This window comes from Klebsiella sp. K-3 (assembly GCF_051207495.1).
Lineage (GTDB): Bacteria > Pseudomonadota > Gammaproteobacteria > Enterobacterales > Enterobacteriaceae > Klebsiella > Klebsiella aerogenes.
The window spans coordinates 1-16,209 of the sequence record NZ_JBPNXF010000006.1; the positions used below are offsets into that span (position 1 = coordinate 1).

16 protein-coding genes are annotated in these 16,209 nt (G+C 57.8%); 6 read left to right on the forward strand and 10 right to left on the reverse strand.

Translation table 11 applies throughout. The features are described 5' to 3' along the window. The 3 genes from ACSEMK_RS10530 to ACSEMK_RS10540 form a co-directional block, all read right to left on the reverse strand. Positions 1-613: carbohydrate porin (locus tag ACSEMK_RS10530; protein WP_435336486.1), on the reverse strand; the 613-nt coding region annotated here is incomplete at its 3' end. A gap of 277 nt (positions 614-890) precedes the next feature. Next, the gene (locus tag ACSEMK_RS10535) at positions 891-2,216 is read right to left on the reverse strand and encodes a PTS cellobiose transporter subunit IIC (RefSeq protein WP_015703869.1); all 1,326 of its coding nucleotides are present in this window, start codon (positions 2,214-2,216) and stop codon (positions 891-893) included. An 11-nt stretch (positions 2,217-2,227) separates the two neighbouring features. Continuing rightward, positions 2,228-2,542 carry a PTS sugar transporter subunit IIB gene (locus ACSEMK_RS10540; RefSeq protein WP_015369080.1) on the reverse strand — a complete coding sequence of 105 codons (315 nt, stop codon included), beginning with the start codon at positions 2,540-2,542 and terminating at the stop codon, positions 2,228-2,230. A 293-nt stretch (positions 2,543-2,835) separates the two neighbouring features. Between ACSEMK_RS10540 and ACSEMK_RS10545 the strand changes: the two genes are divergently transcribed. Then, on the forward strand, positions 2,836-3,786 hold the full coding sequence (locus ACSEMK_RS10545; RefSeq protein WP_020077647.1) for a LacI family DNA-binding transcriptional regulator: 951 nt from the start codon (positions 2,836-2,838) through the stop codon (positions 3,784-3,786). Positions 3,787-3,832: 46 nt separating this feature from the next. On the opposite strand, the gene ACSEMK_RS10550 is transcribed toward ACSEMK_RS10545, so the two are convergent. The 3 genes from ACSEMK_RS10550 to ACSEMK_RS10560 form a co-directional block, all read right to left on the reverse strand. Continuing rightward, on the reverse strand, positions 3,833-4,123 hold the full coding sequence (locus ACSEMK_RS10550) for a YicS family protein (protein WP_430914944.1): 291 nt from the start codon (positions 4,121-4,123) through the stop codon (positions 3,833-3,835). Between the two features lie 101 nt (positions 4,124-4,224). Next, positions 4,225-5,127: an EamA family transporter gene (locus tag ACSEMK_RS10555; RefSeq protein WP_045375196.1), complete on the reverse strand. Its 903-nt coding sequence runs from the start codon at positions 5,125-5,127 to the stop codon at positions 4,225-4,227. Positions 5,128-5,190: 63 nt separating this feature from the next. Then, the gene (locus ACSEMK_RS10560) at positions 5,191-6,096 is read right to left on the reverse strand and encodes an AraC family transcriptional regulator (RefSeq protein ID WP_042893674.1); all 906 of its coding nucleotides are present in this window, start codon (positions 6,094-6,096) and stop codon (positions 5,191-5,193) included. Between the two features lie 115 nt (positions 6,097-6,211). Between ACSEMK_RS10560 and ACSEMK_RS10565 the strand changes: the two genes are divergently transcribed. Continuing rightward, a complete protein-coding gene (locus ACSEMK_RS10565) occupies positions 6,212-6,748 on the forward strand; it encodes a carboxymuconolactone decarboxylase family protein (RefSeq protein ID WP_015369089.1) in 537 nt (178 codons plus the stop codon). 19 nt (positions 6,749-6,767) lie between these two features. Here ACSEMK_RS10565 and ACSEMK_RS10570 read toward each other — a convergent pair whose 3' ends face one another. Both ACSEMK_RS10570 and ACSEMK_RS10575 read right to left on the reverse strand, forming a co-directional pair. Then, a complete protein-coding gene (locus ACSEMK_RS10570) occupies positions 6,768-7,238 on the reverse strand; it encodes a DUF1348 family protein (RefSeq protein ID WP_087858902.1) in 471 nt (156 codons plus the stop codon). Beyond that, a complete protein-coding gene (locus ACSEMK_RS10575) occupies positions 7,238-7,867 on the reverse strand; it encodes a pyridoxamine 5'-phosphate oxidase family protein (protein WP_430914943.1) in 630 nt (209 codons plus the stop codon). The genes ACSEMK_RS10570 and ACSEMK_RS10575 overlap by 1 nt, the downstream gene beginning before the upstream one ends. A gap of 39 nt (positions 7,868-7,906) precedes the next feature. Here ACSEMK_RS10575 and ACSEMK_RS10580 point away from each other — a divergent pair, with 39 nt between their 5' ends. Continuing rightward, positions 7,907-8,878, forward strand: a complete 972-nt coding sequence (locus ACSEMK_RS10580) for a LysR substrate-binding domain-containing protein (protein WP_430914942.1) — start codon at positions 7,907-7,909, stop codon at positions 8,876-8,878. Here ACSEMK_RS10580 and ACSEMK_RS10585 read toward each other — a convergent pair. Next, the gene (locus ACSEMK_RS10585; protein WP_221695112.1) at positions 8,875-10,368 is read right to left on the reverse strand and encodes an MDR family MFS transporter; all 1,494 of its coding nucleotides are present in this window, start codon (positions 10,366-10,368) and stop codon (positions 8,875-8,877) included. The genes ACSEMK_RS10580 and ACSEMK_RS10585 overlap by 4 nt on opposite strands. An 80-nt stretch (positions 10,369-10,448) precedes the next feature. Between ACSEMK_RS10585 and ACSEMK_RS10590 the strand changes: the two genes are divergently transcribed. Further along, on the forward strand, positions 10,449-11,096 hold the full coding sequence (locus ACSEMK_RS10590) for a TetR/AcrR family transcriptional regulator (RefSeq protein WP_045390522.1): 648 nt from the start codon (positions 10,449-10,451) through the stop codon (positions 11,094-11,096). A 176-nt stretch (positions 11,097-11,272) separates the two neighbouring features. Here the strand turns inward: ACSEMK_RS10590 and ACSEMK_RS10595 are convergent, their stop codons facing one another. After that, positions 11,273-11,689: a GNAT family N-acetyltransferase gene (locus tag ACSEMK_RS10595; protein WP_113374075.1), complete on the reverse strand. Its 417-nt coding sequence runs from the start codon at positions 11,687-11,689 to the stop codon at positions 11,273-11,275. A 288-nt stretch (positions 11,690-11,977) separates the two neighbouring features. On the opposite strand from ACSEMK_RS10595, the gene eefA reads away from it, so the two are divergent. Both eefA and eefB read left to right on the forward strand, forming a co-directional pair. Then, entirely contained in the window at positions 11,978-13,102 is a 1,125-nt protein-coding gene (gene eefA, locus ACSEMK_RS10600) for a multidrug efflux RND transporter periplasmic adaptor subunit EefA (RefSeq protein WP_113374074.1), read from the forward strand. Further along, a complete protein-coding gene (gene eefB / locus ACSEMK_RS10605; protein ID WP_163374212.1) occupies positions 13,102-16,209 on the forward strand; it encodes a multidrug efflux RND transporter permease subunit EefB in 3,108 nt (1,035 codons plus the stop codon). Before eefA ends, eefB begins: the two co-directional genes overlap by 1 nt.

The window sequence follows — 16,209 nt, forward strand, 5'->3', positions numbered from 1 at the left end:
TGAAATTCTTCACCCCGGCGCCCTGGCCGTCGTGGTTCATCCAGAAGTAGTCGTTGATCCCCTGTTGCGGGCGCTGGTGGAAGTCGCGGCCGGCCCAGATATAGGCGTTAGGGTTGGATTCGAGGACGTTGGTGACGCCGACGTAGGCTTTTTTCAGGTTAACCTCGTCGCTCCAGTGGTCAAACATGACGTTGAGATCCCAGATGGCCCCCTGCGCGCTTTTGAACGCTTTGCTGATCTGGAATTCGCCGCCGTTGCTTTCGTTACCGAGACGACCGATCGCCGAGGCGCCGTTATAGGAGCCGTCGACGCCGACATATTTCTGGTCGCCGGTCTGGAAGTGGGCGCCATAGCGGGCGTAACCGCTAAATTTCAGGCCGAATGGAATCGCCATATCCGGCGAAGCCGCGGTGGTTTGCGGGTTGGTAATAACATCGACCTTTTTATTGGCGGCGGCGTCGATTTTAGCCTGGCGGTCGGCCAGCGCTTTATCGACGGCTTTCGCGACGATGGCGTCGATCTGCTCCTGGGTAAACTCCTGCGCCAGTACGGAAATTGGGCACAGCGCGGCGATAACCGCCATGGCCAATGGCAGCTTTTTAACTGTATTCATGGTTATCTCACTTTAATAATTAATATATGCAGACAATAACCGCCCCATTCTGGTTAAAATAAAAATAACCAAAATAAGCTGATTTGTTTTTTTTAGGGTACAGCTACGCCGGAGAATAAATATCTTATTCCCAGTGGCGAAAATTAACGACTAATACAGATGGCTTAATTTATTAGAAAATAGATCATAATATTTCCTGAGGTTATTGAGTTTATAATCAGGTCAGTTGGTGAAAATCCCTTTTCCGCATAAATTCATATTTCAGGTAAGACAATAATTACTGGCTAACGGCTCCGGCGACTGGTGCCACGCTTTTCGCCTTTTCGACTTCATTCTTTATTAATGAACGCTCATAGGCGCGCAGGAATGGCAGATAAATCACCGCCGACATCACCATGCAGATAACGCACATCACCACCGGGCTTAAGGTCCAGTTAGCCGCCCACGAGGCGCCAATCGGCGCGGGCGTCGTCCACGGCGTCAGCGACACCACCTGGCTCAGCCAGCCAAGGCGGGTTGCGCCGTAAGCCAGCACCGCGTTGACCATCGGCACGCAGACGAAGGGAATAAACATCATTGGGTTCATGATGATCGGCGCGCCGAACAGAATCGGTTCGTTGATATTAAAGAAGCTCGGCACGATGCCCATTTTGCCGATAGTCCGCAGATGCGTGACCCGGCTACGCAGCAGCAGGAAGGCCAGCGGCAGGGTCGAACCGACGCCGCCAATCAGCAAATAGTGATCCCAGAAGCCCTGCAGGTAGACGTGCGGCAGCGCCGCGCCGGCCGCCAGCGCCGCCTGGTTTGCCGACAGGTTGGCCATCCAGAACGGGTTCATAATCCCGGTGACGATAAGCGAGCCGTGAATACCGGCGAACCAGAAAATCTGGCACATCAGCACCGACAGCAGAATCGCCGGCAGCGAATCGGAGGCGGAGACCAGCGGTTCCAGCAGATGCATAATCGCCTGCGGCAGGATCATGCCGGTTTGCGCTTCAATGAACAGGTTGAGCGGATGCAGAGTACCGATGACCACCAGTACCGGAATGAGGATCTCAAATGAACGGGCGACGCCGGTCGGCACCTCTTTCGGCAGGCGGATGGTCACATTGTTTTGCTTAAGCCAGGCGTAAACGCGGGTGGAGTAAATGGCAGTGATCAGCGCGGTGAAAATGCCCTGGCCGGATAAATACTGAGTAGAAATTTTGCCATCGGCATAGGGCGCGGCGACCAGCAGGAAGGCCATAAACGCCAGCAGGCCTGACATGACCGGATCGAGCTGGAACTGGCGTCCGAGGCTGGCGCCGATGCCGACTGAGATAAAAAAGGTCATCACGCCCATGCTGAGGTTAAACGGCAGCATCAGCTGTTCACGGTACTGCTGGGAAAAATCCAGCCAGCCGCGGGCAAAGCCGTTAGTGGTCTCCGGCGAGAAAGGCGGAAAGATAAATACCAGCATGAAAGAGCCGATGATCATGAACGGCAATGCGGCGGTAAAGCCATCGCGGATGGCGATTACATATTTCTGTTGCCCAAGGCGTCCTGCCAGCGGAGTAATAGACTGCTCGATCACGGCAATCATCGACTGATACAGAGAACTCATTTGAACACCTCTTAGTGCGCCGCGGCGATCAGCGACAGGGCATAATTCAGAACGTTATCTCCCCGCTGCATTCCGTAATCCATCGTATCGATAGGCTGGACGGGAATATTCAGGGGAGCGGCTTTCTCGCTAAGCATTTTCAGCATGTATTTGACCTGGGGGCCAAGCAGCACCACCTGGTATTGCGGAAACTGCATATCAAATTCGGCAACGCCATAGGCGTCAATCTGCACCGGCAGGTCGCGTTCCTTTGCGGCATCCACCATTTTCCTCACCAGCAGGCTGGTGGACATCCCGGCGGAGCAACACAGCATAATCTTGTACATCGACGGCTTTCCTCATATGTAAAAAGTTATTGCGAGGATGATTTGATATCAGACGGAAACCGGTTTCCATTTATAAAAAACAGAACTGTGAGCGCGGTCAATAACTCACCGTTAGCGGCCTTACTAATTAGATTTCGCTCACAAAATAATGTCGATTTGGCGTGGTTTTTTGCCTAAATGGAAAATCGGTTTCCAAATAAAAAAGGAAACGGCTATACTGCCGCTGGTTATAATTGAAGCGATTCAGGACACAGCGTTACAGGGGCTAAGCCGCACCTGCCAGGGGAAAAAAGATGTCGACAATCAATGATGTATCACGGTTAGCCGGGGTATCGAAAGCCACGGTTTCGCGCGTGCTGAGCGGTTCGCGCGGGGTAAAAGAGGCCAGCCGCCAGGCGGTGCTTCAGGCGGCGGAAACGCTGAACTACCGGCCCAATATGATTGCCCAATCCTTACTGAGCCAGTCGACGGGCTGTATCGGCGTGATTTGCGCGCAGGACAACATCAATCAGACCACCAGCTATCTCTACGCCCTGGAAAAACAGCTCAGCCAGCATCAGAAGCATCTACTGCTGCGCTTCGCCAATAACCGCGGCGATGTATTAAGCGCGCTGGATGAACTCACCTGTGGACTGTGCGATGACGTGCTGATCATCGGCGCGCGCTTTCCGCTGCAGATCGAGCGCCCCGATGTGGTGCTGATTGATTGTCTGGAAAGCGATGGCGAGAACAGTATTCAGTTTGATCACGCCTTCGCCGCGGAAACCGCGTGTCATTATCTGATTAATCAGGGGCGGCGGCAGATTGCGCTAATCCATCCGCAGGGGAGCGGCTTTGCCGACCAGGTGCTGCTGGGCTATAAGCATGCGCTGGAGAAGAACTTCCTGCCGTTTAATCGCAACCTGGTCTTCCTGGACTGTGCCTCGTCGTCGGTGGCGGTGCAGGAGCTGATGAATAACGCCACTACCCTGAACTTTAATGCGCTGTTGGTGAGCGATGAACTGCAGGCGCAGCGGGTAGTGCCGCAGCTGCAGGCGTTTAACCGCGCGGTGCCGGAAAAGGTGATGGTCTTCAGTCTCGCGGGTTCGCTGCAGATGCCGGGTATTCCAACCATCCCGGCGATTGAGTATTCGATGGATGCGATGGCTTCGCGGATCGTCAACTGGCTGATCGGCAAAAGCCCGCAGCCCGGCGGCAGCCTGCTGCGCGGCGACTTAATTATTCCCGAGCGTTGGGGGAAATAAAAAAAACCGTCGCGGCAGGCAACGGTTTTCCTGATAATTCAGCCCGTTATTTACCCGGGCAGCGAATTTTATCAATGGCGGCCAGATAGCCTTTTTGATTATTGCGCTCTTTCGCCAGCGTCGCTTCGCGAACGTAACTCTGGTTGTCTTTCGAGGCGAGGATTTTATTGGCGAAATCGGTATCGCTGAGGGTGCTCGCCGGAGCGCATTTTTCCTTCACCGCTTTCAACACCTGCTGTTTTTGCTGCTCAAACTGCAGGCTTTGCAGTGGCGATTCGGCCCACACCGCGCTGGCGCTAAGGGCAGTAACCAGACACAACATCCAACACGCTTTCATGGCGCTTCTCCTTCACTTTTCGCTTCAGTCAACTATATGCGCAGCAGGTGAATTGCGCAAATGTTAGACATTTTTTGTTGTTTAAAATCAGACGATTGCTATTACGCCGCGCGTACCCGCCGCCGGGAATCCACCGCGATAAGAATGACCGAAGAGAGAATCAACAGCGTCCCCAGCCAGTCCGGCAGGGTAAAGGTAATACCCAACAGCAAGAGAGAGAGCAAGGCGCTGCTCAGCGGCTCGGCGCAGCTGAGGATCCCGGCTTTCGCGCCGCCAATCTGCTGGGCGCCGTTGAGATACAGGCTGAAGGTCAGCGAGGTACCGATCACCACGAGATAGAAAAACGCCAGCAGCAGACGGCCGTTCACCACAAAGTTCGCGCTTTGGCTGCCATAAAACGGCAACAGCATCGCCCCGCCAATCAGCATGCTCCAGCCGACGATCGGCAGCGTGCCGTAGCGGGCGATAAGCGTTGAGGGATAGGTGGTATAAAACGCCGCCGCGAAGGCTGAGGCGATCCCCCAGAACAGCGCCGCCGGCGAGATGGAGAGCGAGGTCGGGTTGCCGTGGGTGACCAGCAGGAAGGTGCCGGCAAGCGAGGTGCCAATCGCCAGCAGCACAAAGGGACTGGGCCGCGCTTTACGCGCCAGCGCGAACCAGGCGACGATAATCGTCGGCGACAAAAACTGTAGCACCGTGGCGGTGGCGGCGTTCGACTTCTCGATGGTCATCAGGAAGGTGTACTGCACGGTTAACGCGCCGACCAGCGAGAAAAACAGCAGGCTAAGGGCATCTTTGCGGTTTTGCATGACGCGGAAAATTTTGTCGCCGTGAACGAAGGCGAGCATCAGCAAAATCAGCCCGGCGAACAGCAGGCGGATCATGGTCAGATAAGGCGATGACATCTGACTTTGCTGCATAATGTACTGCGCGCAGACCCCGGAACTGCCCCACAGGACGGCGGCGATCAATACGTTCAACATCCCTCTTTTGCTGGAACCCATTTTTCCCTCGCGTGAAATAGCGCAAAGCAGGAATCATAGCACGGCGGCGACGCGGCGCGTGTTTTACTGCCGACGCCACTCGCCCGGCGTCATGCCGTAGTGTTTTTTAAAGGTTTTCGCAAACGAAGCCTGTGATTGAAAACCGCAGCGTTCGGCAATCACTTCCAGCCGCGTCTGGCGATCGAGATGCAGCAGGCGAGCGGCCATCGCCATCCGCAGCTGCGACAGCCACGCCTGCGGCGTCAGATGATAGACGCGGGCAAAATGGCGGGCGAAGGTGGCGCGCGATAAAAACGCCCGCGCCGCCATGCTCTCGATAGTCCACGGCTGTTCCGGCGCGGCCAGTACCGCGAGAACGGCCGGCATCAGCCGCGCATCGCTCATCAGGCGCAGCAGGCCGCCCGGCGGCTCCTGTGCGCCGAGCAGGGTACGTAACAGCAGTACCAGCAGCGTATCGCCAAGGCTGCGCACGATAGCGCTGCCGCCGGGATGTTCCGCCAGGCTTTCGCGCACCAGCACGTTAAGCAAAATATCCAGTTCCGGGCAATCTTCGCGCTCATCGGTATGTAAATGGATCAGCGCCGACTCTTCGGCGAACAGCCAGTTGACGTGCGGGCCGAAGTAAAACTCGCCGCACAGCATCTCCAGCGCATCGCTCTCTTCGGCGGTGCGGACTTCCGTCAGCGTGCCGTTAAAGCGGTGGGCGACGGGCAGTACCTGGCCCCACTCCACCAGGCTCTCCATCAGATGCGGCGAACCGTGCGGCAGCAGGATCACGTCGCCGGCGCGCATGTGGCGGGTTTGATGACCGACGGTTAGGCGCCCTTCGCCGCGCAACACAAAGTGCCACGGCACCACGCCTGCGCGCATTTGATCGTGTCCGGCCTGCCAGCGGCCGCCGAAACGGCAATGCAGATTCACTTCGCAACGCGGGGCCAGCAGCGTCAACAGATGGCTCAAACTATCCATGCGACTCCTGAGACGATAAGACAAAAAAATGAGACGAAGAGCGCCAGTCTAGCACGTCGCCGACCACTAAGATGTCTCCATTGCCACAACTACCCACCAATAACAGGAGTACACCATGAGCCGTTTAGCCGATATCCGTGAACAAGATGCCACCGGGAAAGCCGCCGATATTTTCGCCGGAATTAAAAAAGCGATGGGTAAAGTACCGAATGCCTATCTGACCATCGGCGGCCACTCGCCGGCGGCGCTGCAGCAGGCGCTGGCGCACAACGCGATGCTGCATAAAAGCAGCCTCAGCGCGCAGGAGCTGGAAGCGATTAATTTATCGGTCAGCGAAGCGACCGGCTGTGATTACTGCCTGGCCGCCCATACCCTGATGGCCAAAAAAGCGGGCTTCAGCGGCGAGCAAATCCACGCCCTGCGCCGCGGCGAGTATACGGAAGATGCGCGCCTGGACGCGCTGGTGAAATTCGCCCAAACGCTGGTGACCACCACCGGTACGCTGCCGGAAGCGGACGTCGCCGCGCTGCGTCACGCCGGTTTTAGCGACCAGCAGGTGATTGAGATCATCAGCGCCGTCAGCGCTATCCTGTTCACCAACATGGTGAACCGGGTTAACGACACGGTAGTGGACTTCCCGAAAGCCGATTAACCCGTCGTCGCGCGCCTGTTTACAGTCCCAGTTCGCTTAGCCCCGGATGATCGTCAGGGCGGCGACCCTGGGGCCAGTGGAACAGGCGCTCGCTTTCCGCGATCGGCAAATCGTTAATGCAGGCGTAGCGTGTGGACATTAGGCCGTGCTCATCAAACTGCCAGTTTTCATTGCCGTACGAACGAAACCAGTTGCCGCTGTCGTCGCACCACTCATAGGCGAAGCGTACGGCGATGCGATTCTCCTGCCACGCCCATAGCTCCTTAATCAGCCGGTATTGCAGCTCTTTACGCCATTTTCGCTGCAGAAACTCCACGATTTGCCCCCGTCCGTGGACAAATTCGCTGCGGTTGCGCCATTCGCTATCCACGGTATAAGCCAGCGCGACTTTTTGCGCATCGCGGCTGTTCCAGCCATCTTCTGCGGCGCGCACCTTCTGCACTGCACTGTCGCGGGTGAACGGCGGTAACGGGGGACGTTGTTCGCTCATCAGGACTCTCCTTTTGGGGATAATTGATGCTGCAGGCGCTGATTCTCCTGCTCCAGTTCATGAATACGCTCTTGCAGGCTCTGGCTGTATTCCGCGACCTGCTGTGCGCTGTAGCGCGGCGTAATGTGCTGCGGGCAGTTCCAGTCAAAAGCCTGCAGATGAAAACGAAACAGGCGTTCGATGCGGGCGCGATAGTTTGCCGGCGTCACTAACGCCAGCAGCTCAGGCTGCTCTTCCGCCGCCAGCACCTCGACGGTAGCGTAGATTTTCAGCCTGGCACGGCGCGGGTAATCCATCAAAAACAGGCAGGCCCGGTCGCTGCCGCGCAGGTTGCCGGTGGTGATGTACTGGCGATTACCGCCGAAATCGGCCATGGCCAGCGTGGTGTCATCCAGCAGGCGCAGAAAACCCGGCGGGCCGCCGCGATGCTGAATGTAGGGCCAGCCGCTTTGCGACACCGTCGCCAGATAAAAACTGTCGCGGGTAGCGATCATCCCTTCTTCGCTGGCGCCGAAGCGATCCGCCTGACGGCGGCTGTGCGGCGTTTGCCACAGCTGGTCGCTGCCCATTTCATGTTGCACATCCATGACATCCGGGGTGATAGCGATATCGAGAAAGGTTGCTGCCATAACGCCTCCTGAAGGTAGGGGGCTATCATGGACTGTGCTGTGAAAAATGATAATACTGCTTATCTGGTAATCATATTTCCAGATAACGGGAGAATAATGGACCGATTAAGCGCTATGGCGCTGCTGGTGAAAGTCACTGAACTGGGCAGTATGTCGGCGGCGGCGCGGGCGATGAATACGCCGTTGACTACCGTGAGCCGTAATATCGGCGAGCTGGAGAGCGCGCTGGGAGTCCGTTTATTGACGCGCACTACCCGTAAACTCACCCTCACTGATGTCGGCGTCGATTATGTCGCCGCTGCGCGGCGGATCCTCGAAGAGGTGGAAAACGCCGAACGCCGGGCAACGGGTGAATACCAGGAGCCGAAGGGCGAGCTGGTGATCTCCGCGCCGACGATGTTTGGTCGCCAGCACGTTCTGCCAATCATTAGTGAATTTATCTCCCGTTATCCGCAAATTCGCGTACGTTTGTTACTTAGCGACAGTAATGCCGATCTGGTCGGCGACCATATCGATCTGGCGGTACGGATTGGTGAACTGGCTGATAGCAGCATGGTGGCGACCCGGCTGGGCGCGATGCGTATTGTGGCCTGCGCCCATCCCGCGCTGTTGGCCAAATACGGCGAACCGCAGCGTCCGCGCGATCTGGCGGCGTTGCCGATCATCCGTATTGAATCGCCGATGCCCTATCGTGGCTGGCGCTTTCGCGCCGTTGAACGGGAAGATCAGCTGATTAATCTGCCGCCGGTGTTGGCCGTCACCACGCCGGAGAGCGCCGCCGATGCCGCCCGACTGGGCGTTGGGGTGGCCCGCTTGCTGCACTATCAGGCGTTGGATGGTCTGCGCTGTGGGGAACTGCGTCTGCTGCTGGAAAGCGTCGAGCCGGAGCCCGCGCCGGTTCATTTGTTATATATCGCGCGGGAGCTGGCTCCGCTTAAGCTGCGGAAATTTATCGATTTTGCCGCGCCGGCGCTGCGCCAGTCCTTGCTACGCATTGCCGGGGCCGCTTAATGCGCCGCGCTTTTCAGCGGCGCCTCCTTCAATAGCCAGGAAAGGACAAACGCGACGGCCATAATGCAGGCCGCCATCAGGAATGCCGCATGGATCGCCGCGCCGAAGGCGTCGAGATAATCGAGACGGATCGCCGCTGGCAGATGCTGTACCGCCACCGGATTCATGGCTGGCGGCAGCACCGCGCCCTCAGGCAGCAGTTTCTGCAGGTTATTTTGCAGCACATGGGTAAAGACCGCGCCGAACAATGCCACGCCGATGGAGCCGCCAATCGAGCGGAACAGGGTCACGCCGGAAGTGGCAACACCGTACATCTGCGCCGGCATCGCGTTCTGTACCGCCAGCACCAGTACCTGCATCACCAGCCCCAGACCCGCGCCGAGCACGCCGGTAAACAGATAAAGCTGCCACATCGGCGAATGAATGGTGATGCGGGTCAGCAGCACCATGCCGGTCACGCCGAGCAGGGTACCGATAATCGGGAAAATCCGGTATTTCCCGGTGTGGCTAATCACCCGGCCGCTGATGATGGAGGTCAGCAGCAGGCCGCCCATCAGCGGGATTAACTGTAACCCGGCCTCGGTTGGCGTCGCCTCTTTCACCACCTGCAGATAGAGCGGCAGGAAAGTGACCGAACCGAACAGCGACATGCCGATAACAAAGCCAATCAGGCTGCACAGCAGGAAGCTACGGTTGCGGAACAGCGACAGCGGAATAATCGGCTCGGCGGCAATCCGTTCTTCGTAGATAAAACCGATGATCCCCACGATGCCGAAGGCCAGAATGCACCACAGCTGCGGGTCATTCCACGCATGGACGCTGCCGCCTTCCGAGGTAAACAGGATGATGCATAACAGCGCCATGCTGAGGTAAATCGCCCCCAGCCAGTCAATCTGATGCTGGCTGCGTTTGTTGCTGCTGTGGAATACCGCGCCGATAACCAGCAGCGCGAACAGACCCAGCGGCAGGTTGATATAGAAAATCCAGCGCCACGAGGCGTGCTGTACCAGGAAACCGCCGATCAGCGGGCCGATAACCGTCGCCAGGCCGAAGACGCCGCCGAACAACCCCTGATAGCGCCCACGATTGGCGGGTGGGATAACGTCGGCGACCGCCGCCATGCTGATCACCATCAGGCCGCCGCCGCCGAGCCCCTGCAGCGCGCGCATCAGTACTAATTGCGTCATGTTTTGCGCCAGCCCGCAGAGCGCGGAACCGGCAAGAAACAGCACGATCGCCACCTGCAGCACGATTTTGCGCCCGAAAAGATCGCCGAATTTACCGTACAGCGGCACTACGATGGTCGAGCTGAGGATATAGGCGGTGACCACCCACGAAAGTTTATCCAGCCCGCCGAGCTCGCCAACGATAGTAGGCAAGGCGGTGGAGACAATGGTCTGGTCCAGCGCCGACAGCAGCATCACCAGCAGCAGGGCGCTGAACAGCAGGCGGATTGAGGGCGCCGGTTGGTTTGCGACTTCAGATGTCATTGCATCACTCGCTTGAAATTAATTAAATGCATAATTAATATTTAGGGAAATGATGAATCGGGTCAAGAGATCGCCAGCATATGCCAGCACTAAAAGCTAATGAAGCGCCGCGCCGCCCCGGTCGGCCACGCGGTAAAAAGCCGGGAACCGCTAACCGCGAGCAGTTGATAGATATCGCCCTGGCGCTGTTTGCTCGTCACGGCGCGGCCCGCGTGTCGCTAAATGCCATTGCCAAAGAGGCCGGGGTGACGCCGGCGATGCTGAATTACTATTTTACGTCGCGGGAAGCGCTGATTGAGAATTTGCTGGAAGAGCGCTTTATGCCGCTGCGTAACGATATCAGCCGCATTTTTGTCGACCATCCGCAGGATCCGGTGACGGCGTTGACGATGATGGTTGAGACGCTGGCGGACATGGCGGAGCAAAATGCCTGGTTCGCGCCGCTGTGGATGCAGGAGATCATCGGCGAGATGCCGATGCTGCGCCAGCACATGGATGCGCGCTTCGGCGAGGAGCGTTTTCAGGTGATGCTGGAGACGGTTCGCCGCTGGCAGCAGGAGGGGAAAATTAACCCGGCGCTGGCGCCGGAACTGCTGTTTACCACGGTGATTAGCCTGGTGCTGGTGCCATTCTCGCGCATCCATAGCGACCCGCGTTTACAGGCGGTAACCCGGCAGACCATTGTTAGCCACGCGCTGGCGTTAATGGGCCACGGGGTCGGCGGTTAAGGTATGATTTTGTGTTAATTCAGATACCGACACTGCTTCTGCGTTATGGCTCTCCTGGCACAGGGATTTTCCCGGAGGCGGCGCGTTGCGCCTTGTCCGGGCTACCAAAGAACTGTAGGCCGGATAAGGCGTAGCCGCCATCCGGCGCAAAAGTCGCGCCTTATCCACGGTTATCGTTACAGCGTTTTCGATAAATAGTGGCGTTGCATACCCGCGTGCGGGAAATCGGGCAGCGACATCTGCAACTGATAGCCTAATTTCTGATAAAACGGCAGCGCCTGGAAGCTAAAGGTATCGACCAGCAAATGACTGCAGCCCAACGCCTGCGCCTGCTGTTCCGCTTCCTGCATAAGCTCGCGGCCCAGGCCGTTGCCGCGCATCTCTTCGCTCACCCACAAGTATTCGATACACAGCCAGTTGCCTTTGCGTTTGGCGATAAGCCCGCCACGCATCACCGCTTGCTCATCGCGGGAGTAAATGCCCAGATCGCCAAACTGCGTCGGGTCGAGGTAGCGTGAATTGTATTCACGCAGGCCTGCCAGCAATTCTTGTTGATCGTCGGGATTAATGCTTTTTGTAATTATTAGAGCCATTAAGTTTCTCCAGTTGCACAGGCTATCGTTATATTTTCCTCTCCTGACTTTCACAAAATATTCTTATTTTCTCCATTATTTTTTGTCTTAATTTTGTCGTTCAAAGTAAGCGAAATAACCTTTCCATGACTTTCGAAAGGGCGGGCTGAGAATCCCCACAATAATAATAGTGTTAAGGAACATCTACGCTCCATTTCGATATTTTCATTGAGACGAAAATGTCGCAGCGCCCCTCTTTTCCTCGCGATTTAATTCACGGGGGGACGTCTTACATCTTGAGAAAATAAAATGAAACACATCATAGCCCCCATCGCGACAGCATTATTTCTCCTGAGCGGATGCGATAATGCGCAGACAACTGCACCGCAACAACCCACGCCGGAGGTGGGAATTGTAACGCTGCAAGCCCAGCCGGTGCCGGTTGTCAGTCAACTGACTGGCCGCACGACCGCCTCGCTCAGCGCCGAAGTGCGTCCGCAGGTCGGCGGTATCATTCAGAAGCGCCTGTTTACCGAAGGCGATATGGTGAAGGCCGGGCAGGCCCTTTACCAGATCGATCCCTCCAGTTATCGCGCCGCCTGGAACGAAGCGGCGGCCGCGTTGAAGCAGGCACAGGCGCTGGTGGTCTCTGATTGCCAGAAAGCTCAGCGCTACGCGTCGTTGGTCAGAGATAACGGCGTCTCTCGCCAGGATGCCGACGACGCTGCCTCCGCCTGCGCCCAGGACAAGGCCAGTGTGGAGTCGAAAAAAGCGGCGCTTGAGAGCGCGCGCATCAACCTGAACTGGACCACCGTCACCGCGCCGATTGCCGGGCGCATCGGCATCTCCTCGGTCACGCCGGGAGCGCTGGTCTCTGCAGACCAGGATACCGCGCTGGCGACGATCCGCGGCCTCGACACCATGTATGTCGATCTGACGCGATCCAGTGTCGATCTCCTGCGTTTACGCAGGCAGAGCCTGGCCAGCAACAGCGATACCCTCAGCGTGACGTTAACCCTTGAAGATGGCAGTACCTATCCCGAAAAAGGGCATTTGGCGCTCACCGAAGTCGCCGTCGATGAATCCACTGGCTCGGTGACCCTGCGCGCCATCTTCCCCAACCCGCAGCACGTCCTGCTGCCGGGAATGTTTGTCCGCGCGCGTATCGATGAAGGCATCATGAACGACGCGATCCTCGCGCCGCAGCAGGGTATCACCCGCGATGCCAAAGGCGACGCCACGGCGCTGGTTGTCGATGCCGACAACAACGTTGAGCAGCGTACCGTGCAAACCGGAGATACCTACGGCGATAAATGGCTGGTGCTGAGCGGTCTGAAAGCGGGCGACAAGCTGATTGTCGAAGGCACCGGTAAAGTGTCCCCCGGACAAGCGGTGAAGGCCGTTGCCGTCAAAAATAACGGAGGCAATGCCTGATGTTCTCCCGTTTCTTCGTGCGTCGCCCGGTCTTTGCCTGGGTGATCGCTATCCTTATCATGCTTGCCGGGGCGCTGGCGATCCGCACGCTGCCGGTGGGACAATATCCGGACGTCGCCCCGCCGGCAGTAAAAATATCCGCGACCTATACTGGAGCTTCCGCAGAAACCCTGGAAAACAGCGTCACCCAGGTTATCGAGCAGCAGCTCACCGGGCTGGATAACTTACTTTATTTCACCTCCACCAGCAGTTCGGATGGTACGGTAAGTATTACCGTCACCTTTGAGCAGGGAACCGATCCGGATACCGCTCAGGTACAGGTGCAAAACAAAGTGCAGCAGGCGGAATCGCGTCTGCCGAGTGAAGTACAGCAATCTGGCGTAACGGTAGAAAAATCGCAAAGCAGTTTCCTGTTAATCCTCGCGGTGTATGACAAAACCAACCGCGCCACCAGTTCTGATATCTCCGACTGGCTGGTCAGCAATATGCAGGACCCGCTGGCGCGCGTGGAGGGCGTCGGCAGCCTGCAGGTATTCGGCGCCGAATACGCGATGCGCATCTGGATGGATCCGACCAAACTCGCCTCTTATTCGTTGATGCCTTCCGACGTACAGTCGGCGATTGAGGCGCAGAACGTGCAGGTCTCCGCGGGTAAAATCGGCGCGCTACCGTCGTCCAATGCCCAGCAATTGACCGCTACCGTGCGCGCGCAGTCGCGGCTGCAAACACCTGACCAGTTCAAAGCGATCATTGTAAAGAGCCAGTCAGACGGTTCAGTGGTGCGCCTGAGCGATGTCGCGCGGGTGGAAATGGGCAGCGAGGATTACACCGCTACCGCTAATCTGAACGGCCACCCCGCCGCCGGGATTGCGGTAATGATGGCGCCCGGCGCCAACGCGCTGGATACCGCGACGCTGGTGAAAAGCAAAATCGCTGAATTCCAGCGTCAGATGCCGCAGGGCTACGATATCGCCTACCCGAAAGACAGCACCGAGTTCATCAAAATCTCGGTCGAGGACGTCATTCAGACCCTGTTTGAGGCGATTATCCTCGTGGTCTGCGTAATGTATCTGTTCCTGCAGAACTTCCGCGCGACGCTCATTCCGGCGGTAGCGGTACCGGTCGTGTTACTTGGCACCTTTGGGGTGCTGGCGCTGTTCGGCTACTCCATTAATACCCTGACGCTGTTTGCCATGGTGCTGGCGATCGGCCTGCTGGTGGATGATGCCATTGTGGTGGTGGAAAACGTCGAACGGATTATGCGCGACGAAGCGCTGCCCGCCCGCGAAGCCACCGAAAAATCGATGGGCGAAATCTCCGGCGCGCTGGTGGCGATCGCCCTGGTGCTGTCGGCGGTATTCCTGCCAATGGCCTTTTTCGGCGGTTCGACCGGGGTAATCTATCGCCAGTTCTCGGTGACGATTATCTCGGCGATGATGCTGTCGGTGGTCGTAGCGTTAACCCTCACTCCGGCGCTGTGCGGCGCGCTGCTAAGCCACTCCAAACCTCATGACAAAGGTTTCTTCGGCGCCTTTAATCGCCTGTGGGGGCGTACGGAAGATGGCTACCAGCGTCGTGTACTCGGCGGCCTACGCCGCGGCGCGGTGATGATGGGCGCTTACGCCTTGATTTGCGGGGCGATGGCGTTGGCGATGTGGAAACTGCCGGGCAGCTTCCTGCCGGTGGAGGATCAGGGCGAAATCATGGTCCAGTACACCTTGCCTGCCGGGGCGACGGCGGTGCGTACCGCCGAGGTGCGCCGTCAGGTGACCGACTGGTTCCTCACCAAAGAGAAAGCCAATACCGAGGTTATCTTCACCGTCGACGGCTTCAGTTTCAGCGGCAGCGGTCAGAACGCCGGAATGGCCTTCGTCTCATTGAAAAACTGGTCGCAGCGCAAAGGCGACGAAAATACCGCGCAAGCCATTGCGCTGCGCGCCAACAAAGAGCTGGGCGCGATCCGCGACGCCACCCTGTTCGCCATGACGCCGCCATCGGTGGACGGCCTTGGGCAAAGTAACGGCTTCACTTTCGAGCTGATGGCCAGCGGGGGTACCGATCGCGATAGCCTGATGAAGCTGCGCAGCCAACTGCTGGCCGCAGCCAATCAGAGCGGCGAACTGCAGTCGGTTCGCGCCAACGATCTGCCACAAATGCCACAGCTGCAGGTGGATATCGATAACAATAAAGCCGTCTCGCTGGGGCTGTCGCTCAGCGACGTGACCGATACGCTCTCCAGCGCCTGGGGCGGCACGTACGTCAACGACTTTATCGATCGCGGCCGGGTGAAAAAGGTCTACATCCAGGGCGAGAGCGACGCGCGCGCCGTGCCGTCCGATCTTGGTAAATGGTTTGTCCGCGGCAGCGATAACAGCATGACGCCGTTCACCGCGTTCGCCACCACCCATTGGGAATACGGCCCGGAAAGCCTGGTACGTTACAACGGCTCGGCCGCCTTTGAGATCCAGGGGGAAAACGCCGCGGGCTTCAGCTCAGGGGCGGCAATGGACAAAATGGAAAAACTGGCCAATAGCCTGCCGGCGGGTTCCACCTGGGCATGGAGCGGTATTTCGCTACAGGAAAAACTGGCCAGCGGCCAGGCGATGAGCCTGTACGCCATTTCGATTCTGGTGGTGTTCCTGTGCCTGGCGGCGCTGTATGAAAGCTGGTCGGTGCCGTTCTCGGTGATCATGGTCATCCCGTTAGGCCTGCTTGGCGCGGCGCTGGCGGCCACGCTGCGCGGCTTAAGTAACGACGTCTATTTCCAGGTGGCGCTGTTGACGACTATTGGCCTGTCGTCGAAGAACGCCATCCTTATCGTTGAATTCGCTGAATCCGCGGTGGATGAGGGCTATTCGCTCTCGCGGGCGGCGATCCGCGCCGCGCAGACCCGTCTGCGCCCGATTGTCATGACCTCGCTGGCATTTATCGCCGGAGTACTGCCGCTGGCCATTGCTACCGGCGCCGGGGCCAACAGCCGCGTGGCGATTGGTACCGGGATTATCGGCGGCACCCTGACGGCGACGCTGCTGGCGGTGTTCTTCGTCCCGCTGTTCTTTGTGCTGGTGAAGCGTCTCTTTACCCGCCCACGTCCTTCTCAGGAGTAA

Excerpts from the sequence above, each read along its gene's own strand:
- ACSEMK_RS10570 (WP_087858902.1), bottom strand. The coding sequence starts at position 7,238 with ATGAGCGAACAACGTCCCCCGTTACCGCCGTTCACCCGCGACAGTGCA.
- ACSEMK_RS10540 (WP_015369080.1), bottom strand. The coding sequence starts at position 2,542 with ATGTACAAGATTATGCTGTGTTGCTCCGCCGGGATGTCCACCAGCCTG.
- ACSEMK_RS10575 (WP_430914943.1), bottom strand. The coding sequence starts at position 7,867 with ATGGCAGCAACCTTTCTCGATATCGCTATCACCCCGGATGTCATGGAT.
- ACSEMK_RS10590 (WP_045390522.1), top strand. The coding sequence starts at position 10,449 with ATGCCAGCACTAAAAGCTAATGAAGCGCCGCGCCGCCCCGGTCGGCCA.
- ACSEMK_RS10565 (WP_015369089.1), top strand. The coding sequence starts at position 6,212 with ATGAGCCGTTTAGCCGATATCCGTGAACAAGATGCCACCGGGAAAGCC.
- ACSEMK_RS10595 (WP_113374075.1), bottom strand. The coding sequence starts at position 11,689 with ATGGCTCTAATAATTACAAAAAGCATTAATCCCGACGATCAACAAGAA.
- ACSEMK_RS10585 (WP_221695112.1), bottom strand. The coding sequence starts at position 10,368 with ATGACATCTGAAGTCGCAAACCAACCGGCGCCCTCAATCCGCCTGCTG.
- eefA (WP_113374074.1), top strand. The coding sequence starts at position 11,978 with ATGAAACACATCATAGCCCCCATCGCGACAGCATTATTTCTCCTGAGC.
- ACSEMK_RS10535 (WP_015703869.1), bottom strand. The coding sequence starts at position 2,216 with ATGAGTTCTCTGTATCAGTCGATGATTGCCGTGATCGAGCAGTCTATT.
- eefB (WP_163374212.1), top strand. The coding sequence starts at position 13,102 with ATGTTCTCCCGTTTCTTCGTGCGTCGCCCGGTCTTTGCCTGGGTGATC.
- ACSEMK_RS10545 (WP_020077647.1), top strand. The coding sequence starts at position 2,836 with ATGTCGACAATCAATGATGTATCACGGTTAGCCGGGGTATCGAAAGCC.
- ACSEMK_RS10555 (WP_045375196.1), bottom strand. The coding sequence starts at position 5,127 with ATGGGTTCCAGCAAAAGAGGGATGTTGAACGTATTGATCGCCGCCGTC.
- ACSEMK_RS10550 (WP_430914944.1), bottom strand. The coding sequence starts at position 4,123 with ATGAAAGCGTGTTGGATGTTGTGTCTGGTTACTGCCCTTAGCGCCAGC.
- ACSEMK_RS10560 (WP_042893674.1), bottom strand. The coding sequence starts at position 6,096 with ATGGATAGTTTGAGCCATCTGTTGACGCTGCTGGCCCCGCGTTGCGAA.